The following is a 12064-nucleotide window of genomic DNA, read 5'->3' as shown; positions in this document are numbered from 1 at the left end:
CAACGGTGTGATAACGTCGCGTCACGTACGGTTTTAGGGCCGGTCGCTGGGGGTTGGTGTGATTGATCTCGCACTCTGGCTTGCTCCGCTCGACGGTGAAAATCCGTCCGGGGAGGATTTGCGCAACGATCCGGCTTTTCATGAGCTGGAGCGCCTGACGGAAGCCCAGGTCAAGGTCGTTCACGACGGCAACAACAAGGCCACCTCGCAAAGCACCATTCCGGTCGACTGGCCCGCTGTGCTCGCAAAGGCGGAGGAATTGCGCGCCCATGGCCGGGACCTGCGCCTGCTCGTCATCGTCACCCGCGCGCTGGCCAATGAAGAAGGACTGGCCGGGCTCGCGCAGGGTCTGACCCTCATTGCGCAGACCTTCGACCAGCATTGGGAAACCATGCATCCGGCGCTGCGGCCCAACGCTGCGCCACGCGATGCCGCCTTGCGCCGTATCAACGCGCTGCTCGACCTGCAGAATGGTCAGGACGGGTTGTTAGCGAACCTGCGGCAAATGACGTTCTTTGCGCCGCGCGCAATCGGCCCGATCCAGGGCAAGGACCTGGAAAAAGGTGCGCTCGACGACCGTGTCATGCTCCAGGAAGCCGCCTCGGGGTTGAATGCTGCAGAAAAGGCCGCACTGGTCAGTGCGCACGGACAACTCCTGAACCGGGTGCGTGCCGGATGCGCGGCGCAGATAGATCAAGCCAACGCAGAGATGGTCGTGCTCATCGCCGACGCCCAGGCAGCGATCGCGGGCCTCGATGCGGTCGAGACCGCGCTCAACACTCGTCTCGAGGGCGGCGGCGCTCCCGTTCCGGAATTAAAACGGTTTCTGCAGCGTTTGCTGACGACCCTCGAACGGAATTCGGCAGCCGGCGTCATGGCCAATGGCGCGGCCAAGCCGTCCACGCCGGCAGAACCGGAAACGCCTGCCCGAAACGGTCATGGAGCCGATACGATGGCAAGTATGGCAAGCTACGCGGACTCGAGCACGGGGCTTCCCGACCGGATTTCCTCGCGCGACGACGTGGTGAAATGCCTCGACCTCGTCGTCGCCTTCTATGACCGCACCGAACCGTCGAGCCCGATTCCGCACCTGGCTCGGCGTGTGCGCCGGATGGTGCATATGGATTTCGTTGAACTGATGGAAGATCTCGCCCCGTCGGGGCTGAAGGAATTCCGGCTTCTTGCCGGCGTTCCCGATGTCAAGAAGACGGCTCAGAAGGATGAAAGGTAACAACACATGCCAGCCGAAAGCAAAGCGAAGGTCATCGAACGAAATCGCGCGCCACGGGTGCAGATCGCCTACGACGTGGAAACCTACGGTAGCCCGACGACCATCGAACTGCCGTTCGTCATGGGCGTGATGGCCGACCTTTCCGGCGCTTCGCAAACCAAGGAAGCGTCGAAGTCGGTCCTGGACCGCTCCTTTGTCGAGACAGACGCGAACCGCTTCCCCAAGTTCATGGAGGCGCTCGGGCCGCGCGTCAAAGCCCGGGTGAAGAACACGCTGCCGCAGGCCGAGGGCCAGGAGCGCGACGAGGAACTGGCGCTCGATCTGACCTTCACCAAAATGGGTGATTTCGCCCCGGACAAGATCGCCGAGCAGGTTCCGCAACTGGCCGAGATCCTCAAGATGCGTCGTCAGCTCGAGGAATTGCTGGGCTTCATGGATGGCCGCGTCGACGCCGAAAAACGCATTGCGCAGCTTCTGAACAACGAGCCGCTTCTTGGCAAGATCGCCGGCCAGGCGCTGGCCGACGACGACAAGGTTGGGGAGTAAATCATGGCCGAACAGCAAAAAACCGCCGCCGTCGCCGCCGAGGCGGAAGCCATAGACCTGGGAGAATTCAGCGGGCTCCTCGAGAAGGATTTCAAGGTCAAGAAGGACGACAGCGAGAAGCTGCAGCAACTCGTGCGCAATCTCGCGCTCGCGGCGCAGTCCCGTTCCGACACCACGACCATCTCATCCAATGCGATCAAGTCGATCAAGTCGCTGATCGCCGGCATCGACAAGATGCTGACGACACAGGTCAACGAGATCCTGCACGCACCGGAAGTGCGCGAAATGGAAGGCACATGGCGTGGCCTCTGGTATCTCGTCAACAACACCGAGACGGATCAGAAGCTGAAGATCCGGGTGATGAACATCTCCAAGGAGCAGCTGGCCGACACGCTCGAAGACTATGAAGGCCAGATGTGGGATCAGAGCCCGATCTTCAAGAAAGTCTATACGGACGAGTACTCGATGCTTGGCGGCGAGCCGATCGGCTGCGTGGTTGGCGCCTACGAATTCTCCAACCACCCGCGCGACGTCGGTCTGCTGCGCAACATCTCCGGCATTTGCGCCTCGGCGCACACGCCGTTTATCGCAGCCGCCTCGCCGCGCCTGTTCCGCATGGACAGCTGGCAGGAACTGCCGAACCCGCAAGACCTGCAGCAGATCGTCTCCAATCCAGCCTATGCCTCGTGGCAGTCGTTGCGCGAGAGTGAGGACGCTCGCTACATCGGCCTGACCATGCCGCGCGTCCTGGCGCGTCTGCCCTACGGTACGGATACCGTACCGGTGAAAGGCTTCACCTTCGAGGAAGAGGTGCAGGGCGATCACAACAAATATGTCTGGATGAACGCCGCCTTCCCGATGGGCGTCAACATCAACCGCAGCCACAAGTTGTTTGGCTGGGGCACGCAGATCCGCGGCGTCGAGAATGGCGGCACGGTGCTGAACCTGCCGGTGCACAGTTTCCCGACCGACGATGGGTCGATCGCGATGAAATGTCCGACGGAAGTCGCCATCGACGACCGGCGCGAAGCGGAACTGGCCAAGCTCGGCCTGATGCCGATCCTGCATCGAAAGAACACCGATCTCGCGGCCTTCATCGGCGCGCACTCGCTGCAGGACGACGAGACGCGGGCGGGACGGCTGGTCGACCCCGATGCACAGTCGAATGAGCGGCTGAGCGCCAACCTGCCGTATCTGTTCCCGGTTTCGCGCTTTGCGCACTACCTCAAGGCCATCGCGCGCGACAAGGTCGGCTCGTTCAAGGAGCGCTCCGACATGCAGATCTGGTTGACCGAGTGGATCAACCGCTACGTGCTGGCCAACCCGGCCTTTGCCGACGACAAGGCGCGCGCCAAGCGCCCGCTTGCCGCCGCGGAGGTCCAGGTGGACAGCGTGGAGGGGCGGCCGGGCTATTACAATGCCCGCTTCTATCTGCGCCCGCACTACCAGCTGGAGGGCATCAATGCCTCGCTCCGACTGGTGTCGGAACTGCCGTCCGTGAAGACTTGATTTCCAGCAACCAGACTTTGTTTTGTTGAAAGCGGTGGAGAAAGACAATGCCAGTAAAGATTGATGGTTTTCTGAAGGTTCCCGATATCAAGGGCCCCAGCACCCGTGACGGCCATGATGACGAGATCGAAATCCATGGCGTCGACTACAAGATGGTCGCGCCTTATGATCCGAATTCGCTCTCACGCCGTGGCCGTGTCTCCATGGGCATGATCAAGTTCATCAAACACTACGACAAATCCTCGCCCTATCTGAAAAAGGCTTTGTTCGACAACAAGGCCCTGGATGAAGTGGTGTTCTCGGCACGCCGGACCATCGATGGCGAGACCAAGGATTACCTGGTCGTTACCCTCACCGACGCCTCGATCATGGAATACGACATGTCGCAGGCCGAGGATGAGGAAGACCTGATCCAGGAAGAGGTCAGCTTCGCCTACAAGAAGATCAAGTTCGTCTATGACGGCAACGATGAAGCCGAAATGGATGTCTATGTCGGCAAGTGAGGCCCGGCGGCCCGGCGCGGGCAAGCAGCAAACCAGCGGCAGCTTGCGTGCAAAAAGCGAGGCGGTCCAGCCGTCGCTTTGGGATCGCCTCGTCAATGACCTGCCGGGCCTGACCTCGGAAATAGACGGGCTGCGCCATGTCTTGCTTGACGAGCTTGGCGCGGACCGCCTCGACACATTTGTTGCCGGCAGCGCGCGGACCATCGACGCCGATGCGGAACTGACAGCCGATCAGAAACGCCGTCTGCATCGATTGGCCTTTCAGACCCAGCACCGCGTCGAGATCGAAAGTCGTGGCGTGGTGGTATCGGCCCGTGTGCTCAGGGAAGCGGTACGGCGTGACATCGAGGCGCTCTTCAACACCGAGCGCTTCGAGGCCACCCCGCTTCTTTCCGACCTGGAAAATGAACAGCTGTCGGACAATCCCCCTTCGCTCGCCGATTTTCCGGAGGTCCGTCGAAGCGTGGTCAACTACGGCGTGCCTTCCTTCTCAGGCCGGTCGTCCCGCGACTTTGATCGCGACGTGCTGGCGCGTGAGATCCGCGCGGTGCTCGCCACCTTCGAGCCTCGCCTCAAGGAAAGCGCAACAAAGGTTACGGTCACTCTTGGCGACAAGACGGTTGGCCTGAAGATCGAGATAGACGCCGTGCTGATCATGACGCCGACGCCCGAACGCATGCGCCTGCGCACCACGATCAATCTCGATAACGGCTTGGCGCGGACCGAAATTAGGGACGCCTGAGATGGATCGGGTCTTCGTCGAATATTACGAGGAAGAACTGACCCATATCCGCGGCCTCGCGGCGGAATTTGCCGACATGCATCCGGCGGTGGCGCGCAACCTTTCCCTCGATACGGTGCCGTGTCCGGATCCGTATGTCGAGCGACTGCTGGACGGTGTCGCCTTCCTCGCTGCGCGCACCCGGCTGAAGGTCGACGCCGAGCGCTCGCGATTTTCGCGCAGCGTGCTCGATGTTCTCTATCCCGATCTGGTCACGCCGGCGCCGGCAACGGCGATGGTGGTGCTGAAGCCCGGCCAGCAGGTCCAGACCATGCTCGCCGGCCACGTCGTCAAGCGCAACACACGGCTGGTTTCCAGCCTGCAGCCCGGCCTGTCGACGCGCTGCACGTTCTCCACCGCGCAAGAAATTACCCTATGGCCGATCGCGATCACGTCGGTCAGCTATTTTCAGGATCGCAGCGCGCTGGCCATGGCCGGCATAGGGCCGATCGGCGGCGTCGGCGGCGCGGCGGCGCTCTGCATCACGCTGGCCCGGACCGGAAAAGGCAAGCTCGACGAATTGGCGCTCGACCGGCTCGACCTCTATTTTGCCGGGCGCACCAAGGCGCCGCTTCTGTTCGACGCGATTTTCGGTGCTTGCTCGGCCGTTGGCGCCCGCGCGGAAGGCAAGACCAACCCGTTGGCGCCCTTGCCGGCACCCGAAATGGTCGGCATCAGCGACGACGAAGCCCTGATGCCGCGCACGCGTCCGACATTCGAAGGATACCGCCTGCTGCGCGAATACTTCATGATGCCCGAGCGCTTTCACTATGCGCGGGTTTCGGGGTTGCAGCCCGTCGTGCGCAGGTGTGGGGCCGGGCTCGAAATCATCTTCCTGTTCAGACGCCCTGTGCCTGAACTGGCGGACCTGACGCCGGCCGACTTCGAACTTTTCGCGACGCCGATCATCAATCTGTTCGAACGTGAGTGCAACGTCGTCGATATCGATGCGCGCAAGACGCGGCAGGTGCTGCATGCAGACCGAACACGGGCGCGCGACTTCGAAATCTATCGGGTCATCCGCGTCGAGGACGCCGACACAGAAGGCAACGACGCCGAAATTCCCGAGCTCTTCAGCCTGGGTCAGAATCGCGGCAGTGGCTGGGTCTATTCAACCGAACGGCGCCCTCGCCGCGCGACGGAAGAGGAGCGGCGCGACGGCCTGACCCGCACATCATACACCGGGGACGATGTTTTCCTGGCCATATCCCGGCCGCCCGCAAGCCCGGCGAACCGGGTGCTGAAGCGTCTCGACGTCATGGCGCTTTGCACCAATCGCGATCTGCCGATCCTCGATGACAATCCGACATTGACGCTGGAGGCCGGCGACCCGGTCGAAAACGTTCGGCTGCTTGGCGCGCTGCGTCCGCCGCAGCCGGCTATCCCTGCGGCACTGCCCACCGGGGCCGACGGTGAATCGCGTGCCGACGATCTCGCCTGGCGGCTGGTGGCGCAGCTCGCGCTCAACTTTCTCAGTCTTGCCAAGGAAGGCCGCGGCATCGACCCCCTGCACGCGCTGCTCGACCTTTATGCCGACCGCGGCGATCCGAGCCTTGCCCGCAATGTGCATTCGATCGTGCGTATCGACTCGCAGCCGGTCATCGAACGTCTGCAGATCGATGGGCCGATGTGCTTCGGACGCGGCACCGAAGTGACGTTGCACGTCGATCAATCGGTCCTGGCCGGCCAAAGCACCTTGCTGCTTTCGGCCTTGCTGGCGCGGCTGTTTGCCCGTCATGCCGGGATAAACGGTTTCGTGCGAACCCGCACGCGGCTGCTGCAGAAGCAGGAGGATGTGCCATGGCCGATGACGCCCGGCAATCGCTACCTGATCTAGACAAGCCCGGCCCGAACCGGGCCGAAGGTCTGTCCGAAGCGTTCGACTTTTTCGAACTGCTGCGCCGTCTCGAACAGCGGAGCGGTCTGTTCGGCCATTCCGGCCGCCCCGACCGTGAGCCGGCACGGCTCGGCCAGCATGTGCGCCTCGCCTTTTCGGCGCGCGACCTGGTGCAATTCCGCGAAGCCAGCGACGAGGCGCCGGCCCGGGTCACGGTTGCAAATCTCGGTCTGCTGGGACCCGAGGGGCCCATGCCGCTGCATGTGACGCGCTGGGTGCTCGACCGCCTGTCGCAGCGCTGGTTCGCCGGCGCCGACGCACAGCTGACCAGCGACACGACGTTCGTGGATTTCGTCAACATTTTGCAGCACCGCATGATCGCCCTGTATTATCGGGCCTGGGCGGATGCGCATCCGGCCGTGCAGGTCGAACGCGCGGTCGGTGGGCGCGTTCGCGCCATGCTTGAAGCGATGGCTGGGATCGGACTTCCCGGCACCCAGAACACCGAGCTCGATACGGTGAAGCTTCGCCAAGCGGCTTCGCTCGCGACCCAGGTCGACGGCCCGGAACGGCTGACGCTGTTTTTGGCGGAAGCGTTCAAGGTACCGGTTCAGATCAAGGAGTTCATCGCCGCCTGGATGACCATACCAACCGGCCTGCAGACCCGCCTTGCAAAGGCCTATGCAGGGCTCGGCCGGGGAGCGACGATCGGCCCGCGCGTTTTCAACCGCCAGAGCAGGATCGAACTGCGTGTCGGCCCGCTGGGGTATGAGGACTTCAAGGCGTTCCTGCCTGGCGGCCAGAAGCTCAAACTGTTCAAACAGGCGGTTCGCGACATGGTCGGGGAATCGCTCGACGTCGACCTGCGCATCGTGCTTGCGCGTGACGCAGTGCCGCCGCCCCGTGTCGGAGCGGTACAGCTCGGCCGGACCGCATGGCTTGCGCGGCCCGCTGAAAGGGGCGATGCTGACGACATGCGGCTGCGGGCAATCGTCGGATGGCGGCCGGAAATGGCGGAGGTCGCGGCATGAGTCTGCTGCTGACGCTGGAGCAAGGGCCACGCACCCAGGCGGTACGGCAGACCCGGCTGGACGAGGGTGAGCTGGTGATCGGCCGTAGCGCGGACGCGGGCTGGCAGATCGACGACCCCGACATGTTCGTTTCGCGAGCTCATTGCCGGATCTCTGGCGGGCGAGACGGATATTTCGTCACCGACACGTCGAGCAGCGGATTGTTCATAAACGACTCCGACAGCCCGCTCGGCGCCGGCAAGTCGACGCGCCTTCAAAGCGGCATGCGGCTGAGGCTGGGCGACTATACCGTCCATGTCGACCTGCAAACGCCAACCGCTCAAGCACCCGCGGCCGGCCAGCCGGTTCCGGAACGCCTGCCGCCGGCGTCTCGGGCGCCAGTGAGCATCGGCCGCGATGACTTCTTTTCCGCCAAAGTCGAAGAAGAGCCGCGACGGCCACGTCCGGCCGACCTGCCGAACCCGTTCGAGCAACCGGTTGCCGGCGCGTTCGAGCGTGCCGCCTCCAGCCAGCGCAGTTCGCCTGCTTTCGACGATCCGTTCAGCCTCGATCCGGTGGCAACGCCTGTGTCGAAAAATGCCGCCCCTGATCCCGAGCCGGGCGGCGCGGCGAGCCAGGCCGACCCATTCAGCCTCGACCCGGTGCCGTCCTCCAGCCGCGGAGCCGAACTCGCCGCGGGAAAGCTGTCCGATTTCACCGATGATTTTGGCTTCGGACCCGCCGCGGCGCCGAGTTCGGCAAACGGCGCCGGCTCGACCGGACAGCGCGAGCGCATCGCCCAACGACCACAATCCACCAATCCCTGGGATTTGCCCGTGCAACCGGCGGAGGTCCCTCCTCCACCACGTGTGGGCGCTGCCGCCAAACCCGCGCGCCCGCTGGCAGCGGCGCAGCCGGGGGAGACGGCGCTTCGCTCCGCATTCCTGCACGGCATGGGCGTCGAGGAAGCCGATTTCCCCGGACGCGACAGCATCTCGGAAATGGAGAAGTTCGGTCGCGAATACCGGCTGATGATGGAAGGCCTGATGCAGCTTCTGCGCAAGCGGGCCGAGGAAAAGGGAAACGCTCGCGTCGCCCAGACCATGGTCGGGGCCTCCGAAGTCAATCCGCTCAAGTTTCTGCCGACGGTCGACGACGCCATCGTGACGCTTATCGCCGAGCGCAGCCCCGGATTTCTCGCCGGCGAAGCGGCGATCGCCGACGCGGTTCGTGATCTCGCGCAACATCACGTGCGCGCCTGGCGCGGTATACAGGCGGCTTTGCGGCGGATGATCGACCGTTTTGACCCGGCAGCGATCGAAGAGGAGCTGAAGTCGAATTCGGCGATCGGCACCCTGCTTTCGGGCGGGCGCGGCGCCAAGCTGTGGGAGCTTTACCAGAAACGTCATCGTGAAATCGCCGAGAGCGCGGAAAAAAGCTTCCTTGGCGAAATCGGCACTGATTTTCGAGATGCATATGAGGAGGAGTGAGAGATGATCGATCGACGTGAATTTGTCGTTGCCCTGGGCGCGACTGGGTTGCTTGCGGCTTGTCAGAGCGGTCCGCCAAAACCATCGGTGATCACCGTCAACGTGACCGGCGGAACCGGCATGAACCCGGGGCCAGGTGGCGGCGACCGGCCGGTGACGGTTCTCGTGATGCGGCTGAAAAGCACCGGCAAATTCAATTCCGCCGACTACTTTGCGCTGCAGGGGGACGCCGGCACGGCGCTGGCAGGCGATCTCATCGGGTCCGACCAGATCGCCGTCGCGCCGGGAAAATCCGCATCCAAAACCATCACCGTCGAGCCGGACGCGACGGCGCTGGGCTTCGTTGCACTGATCCGCGAGCCTGGCGGCAGGAACTGGCGGACAACCAAGTCGGTGTCGCCGGGATCAAAATTCACGATCAATGTCACGCTTGGCAGCGGCGGCATTTCCGCCTAGCGGCCAGGGCAAGGGGAGCTCAATGCAGAGAGTAGCGGCATGAGCGATGCAAACAGGGTGCTATGGTCCGAAGGGCTTTTCCTGCGGACCCAGCATTTCCAGCAGCAGGATCGCTTCTTCGAGGCGACGGTGCGCGGCGCGTTGCAGGCCGGGCAACTCCACACGTTCGGCTTTCAACAGCTGACGCTGGACCAGGCATTGCTGGACGCGGGCCAGATCTCGATCCTGTCCGCACGGGGCATCTTTCCGGACGGCACGCCTTTCTCCATTCCAGACATGATGGACGCGCCGCGACCGCTGCCGGTCACTGCGGACACGGGTGCCGGACCGGTGCTGGTCGCGTTGCCGCTGGAGCCTCCCGGCGGTGTCGGCTTCGATCCGGCGCACGCCGCCGCCTCGGGAGCACGATACCATGGGCGGATCGTTTCGGTGCGGGACGCCGTCCAGGGCGGTTCAGACGCTGAGGAAATCGAAATCGCCCGCCCGCAGGCGCTGCTGCTTGCACCCGGCAAGTCGGTCGGCGGCTACACGGCCCTGCCGATAGCCGACCTCAAGGGGGTTAGAGCCGATGGCGGCGTCTCGCTGGACGAGACCTTCCTGCCACCGACACTGGTTACCGGCGCGGTGGCCTGGTATCGGCAATTGCTGCTGGAAGTTGTCACCGGCCTCGACCAGATCGCCGAGGCGCATGGCAAGATGGTCATGGGCGGGCCCGGGCGCAGCGTCGAAGATCTGCTGATGCTCAATCTCGCCAATGCGGCACGTCCGCGGCTGGCCCACATGCTGGCTCAGGATGTCTTCCATCCGGCCGAGCTCTACCTGGAACTTGCCGGGCTCGCCGGTTCGATGGCGACCTACGGATCGAGCGCGCGGCGGCTGGGCGAATTGCCCGCCTACGATCACATGGCGCCCGGCCCCGCCTTTTCGGCGCTGGCGGATGCGCTGCGCTCGCTCATCCTCAGCCTGCGTTACATCGAGCCGAAATCGCGTGCTCTGCCTGTCATGCGGCATTCGACCAATGTCTGGAAAATCCGCATCGACAACCCGAAGCTGCTGGTCGCCAGCCGGATCGTCATCCGGGTCGGTTCGGAGCTGTCGGAGGACGCGCTGCGCAAGATATTCGTCAATCAGGCGACTGTCGGCTCGGCCGACCAGTTCGAGGGCCTGTGGAAATCGCGTTTGCCCGGCATTCCGCTGAAACCGCTTCATTCACAGCCGCGCGAGATCCCTTACGATGGCGATCGGCTATGCCTCGAGCTGGACCAGAAAAGCGAGTACTGGGCATCGCTGCTCGATGCTCCCGGCTTCGTCATCGGCGTTTCGGGCGTATTGCCAAGCGAGCCGCAGGTGGACTGCTATTCGGTGAACAGGTGAGATCATGAGCCGCGATGATCCTTTCGGACTGTCGGAGGATCGCGAACGCACTCGCATACGATTGACCGGCGCGCCGATGCCGCGGCCGATGGCTCCACTTTCGCCGGGCGCGCCCGTCAAGCGGTCTCGCACGCACCCGAACGCACTTGTCAACGCATTCGCGCCCTTGCTCGAGTTCGCTCCCGAGCTTGAAAGTGCACTGCCGCCGGACAATCCGGAAGTATTGCGTACCCGATTGCTCGAAGAGCTGGTTCGAGCCCGCGACACGGCAATGTCGGCAGGGTCCTCGATGGAACGGGCCGACCAGGCAGCCTGGGTGGTGGCGGCGTTGCTCGACGACCTGGCCCTGAACACGCCATGGGGCGGGGCCAGCGCCTGGCCGCGGCAGCCGCTCGTGGTCATGCTGCGCGGCGATGTCGATGCCGGCACGCAGTTCTTCACCCGTCTCGACGAACTCGAGCGCCATCCGAACCGGGATCGCGAATTGCTGGAACTGCAGTATGACTGCATGGCGCTCGGCTTTCGCGGCAAATATCGTGTGCCCGGCCGGTCGGGCGACCGCTCGCTCAATGCCGTTCGCGTGGCGGCGGCACGCTTCCTGCGCGATGCCGACGCCGAAGGCGCGCCACTGTCGCCAAACTGGAAAGGCGTGATCGCATCCGACGAGCCGCAGCGCTTCATCGTTCCGATCTGGGTCATGGCGCTCGGCGCGGCGGTTGTTGCCACAGCAATCCACGTCGGGCTCTCGATGGGACTGAGCAGCCAGGCGGTCGAGCTTTCCGCGCTTGTTCGCGCGCTGCCGCCGCCTGCACGCGGCGACATCACCCGTGTGTCGCCCAAGGTCGATGCGCCGCCGCCGGAGAAAGTGGATTTTGCGCTGTTGCCGGAATTTCAGGCCGGGGCGCCGGCCGACCTCAAATCCGCCCTCACCGGCACCGAGAGCGTTTCACTGGCCAAGCTGATCATCCAGGCCTCCAACCCCGAACTGTTCCAGTCGTCGCGGCCACAACTGACCGAAGGCTTCGAGCCGCTGATCGGTTCGATCGCCAAGGTGATCGTCGCCAATCAGGAGCTGATCGGAAACATCACGGTGGTCGGCCATACCGACAGCGTTCCGCTGCAAAAGACCAATCCGCTGTCGACCAACCAGCGGCTGTCCGAGGCGCGCGCCCAGACGATTGCCGACATGCTGGTCCAGAACGGAGTGCCGCAGGACCGCGTCCATTCCGAGGGTCGCGCGGCCACCGATCCAGTCGCCAGCGACAGCACGCGCGAGGGGCGAGCCTTGAACCGCCGCGTCGAGGTGCTCGTCGAAAAGAGGCTGTGA

11 protein-coding genes are annotated in these 12064 nt (G+C 63.8%); all 11 read left to right on the top strand.

The genetic code is table 11. The features are described from left to right. Positions 1-58 precede the first annotated feature (58 nt). The 11 genes from tssA to icmH are packed head-to-tail and all read left to right on the top strand — an operon-like array spanning position 59 to position 12064. A complete protein-coding gene (gene tssA, locus AC1D10_RS15990; protein ID WP_477273371.1) occupies positions 59-1231 on the top strand; it encodes a type VI secretion system protein TssA in 1173 nt (390 codons plus the stop codon). Positions 1232-1237: 6 nt separating this feature from the next. Continuing rightward, entirely contained in the window at positions 1238-1777 is a 540-nt protein-coding gene (gene tssB, locus AC1D10_RS15985) for a type VI secretion system contractile sheath small subunit (protein WP_379092452.1), read from the top strand. A gap of 3 nt (positions 1778-1780) precedes the next feature. Continuing rightward, positions 1781-3286, top strand: a complete 1506-nt coding sequence (gene tssC / locus AC1D10_RS15980) for a type VI secretion system contractile sheath large subunit (protein WP_379092455.1) — start codon at positions 1781-1783, stop codon at positions 3284-3286. A 47-nt stretch (positions 3287-3333) separates the two neighbouring features. Continuing rightward, positions 3334-3789 (top strand): Hcp family type VI secretion system effector, encoded by a 456-nt coding sequence (locus tag AC1D10_RS15975; RefSeq protein WP_379092458.1) that lies wholly within the window; start codon positions 3334-3336, stop codon positions 3787-3789. Continuing rightward, a complete protein-coding gene (gene tssE, locus AC1D10_RS15970) occupies positions 3776-4531 on the top strand; it encodes a type VI secretion system baseplate subunit TssE (RefSeq protein WP_477274105.1) in 756 nt (251 codons plus the stop codon). Before AC1D10_RS15975 ends, tssE begins: the two co-directional genes overlap by 14 nt. A gap of 1 nt (position 4532) precedes the next feature. Then, on the top strand, positions 4533-6407 hold the full coding sequence (tssF, locus tag AC1D10_RS15965) for a type VI secretion system baseplate subunit TssF (protein WP_477273368.1): 1875 nt from the start codon (positions 4533-4535) through the stop codon (positions 6405-6407). Next, positions 6371-7438 (top strand): type VI secretion system baseplate subunit TssG, encoded by a 1068-nt coding sequence (gene tssG / locus AC1D10_RS15960; protein WP_477273366.1) that lies wholly within the window; start codon positions 6371-6373, stop codon positions 7436-7438. Before tssF ends, tssG begins: the two co-directional genes overlap by 37 nt. After that, the gene (gene tagH / locus AC1D10_RS15955) at positions 7435-8907 is read left to right on the top strand and encodes a type VI secretion system-associated FHA domain protein TagH (RefSeq protein ID WP_477273364.1); all 1473 of its coding nucleotides are present in this window, start codon (positions 7435-7437) and stop codon (positions 8905-8907) included. Before tssG ends, tagH begins: the two co-directional genes overlap by 4 nt. Positions 8908-8910: 3 nt before the next feature. Then, complete coding sequence (gene tssJ / locus AC1D10_RS15950) at positions 8911-9363, top strand: type VI secretion system lipoprotein TssJ (RefSeq protein WP_379092469.1); 453 nt, start codon at positions 8911-8913, stop codon at positions 9361-9363. Between the two features lie 39 nt (positions 9364-9402). After that, positions 9403-10737 carry a type VI secretion system baseplate subunit TssK gene (tssK, locus tag AC1D10_RS15945; protein ID WP_477273362.1) on the top strand — a complete coding sequence of 445 codons (1335 nt, stop codon included), beginning with the start codon at positions 9403-9405 and terminating at the stop codon, positions 10735-10737. A gap of 4 nt (positions 10738-10741) precedes the next feature. Continuing rightward, a complete protein-coding gene (gene icmH, locus AC1D10_RS15940; protein WP_477273359.1) occupies positions 10742-12064 on the top strand; it encodes a type IVB secretion system protein IcmH/DotU in 1323 nt (440 codons plus the stop codon).

Source organism: Mesorhizobium sp. P2_A8 (genome assembly GCF_056404935.1).
This window is presented reverse-complemented; position numbering and strand designations above follow the sequence as displayed.

Excerpts from the sequence above, each read along its gene's own strand:
- tssB (WP_379092452.1), top strand. The coding sequence starts at position 1,238 with ATGCCAGCCGAAAGCAAAGCGAAGGTCATCGAACGAAATCGCGCGCCA.
- tssC (WP_379092455.1), top strand. The coding sequence starts at position 1,781 with ATGGCCGAACAGCAAAAAACCGCCGCCGTCGCCGCCGAGGCGGAAGCC.
- AC1D10_RS15975 (WP_379092458.1), top strand. The coding sequence starts at position 3,334 with ATGCCAGTAAAGATTGATGGTTTTCTGAAGGTTCCCGATATCAAGGGC.
- tssE (WP_477274105.1), top strand. The coding sequence starts at position 3,776 with ATGTCGGCAAGTGAGGCCCGGCGGCCCGGCGCGGGCAAGCAGCAAACC.
- tssF (WP_477273368.1), top strand. The coding sequence starts at position 4,533 with ATGGATCGGGTCTTCGTCGAATATTACGAGGAAGAACTGACCCATATC.
- tssG (WP_477273366.1), top strand. The coding sequence starts at position 6,371 with ATGGCCGATGACGCCCGGCAATCGCTACCTGATCTAGACAAGCCCGGC.
- tagH (WP_477273364.1), top strand. The coding sequence starts at position 7,435 with ATGAGTCTGCTGCTGACGCTGGAGCAAGGGCCACGCACCCAGGCGGTA.
- tssJ (WP_379092469.1), top strand. The coding sequence starts at position 8,911 with ATGATCGATCGACGTGAATTTGTCGTTGCCCTGGGCGCGACTGGGTTG.
- tssK (WP_477273362.1), top strand. The coding sequence starts at position 9,403 with ATGAGCGATGCAAACAGGGTGCTATGGTCCGAAGGGCTTTTCCTGCGG.
- icmH (WP_477273359.1), top strand. The coding sequence starts at position 10,742 with ATGAGCCGCGATGATCCTTTCGGACTGTCGGAGGATCGCGAACGCACT.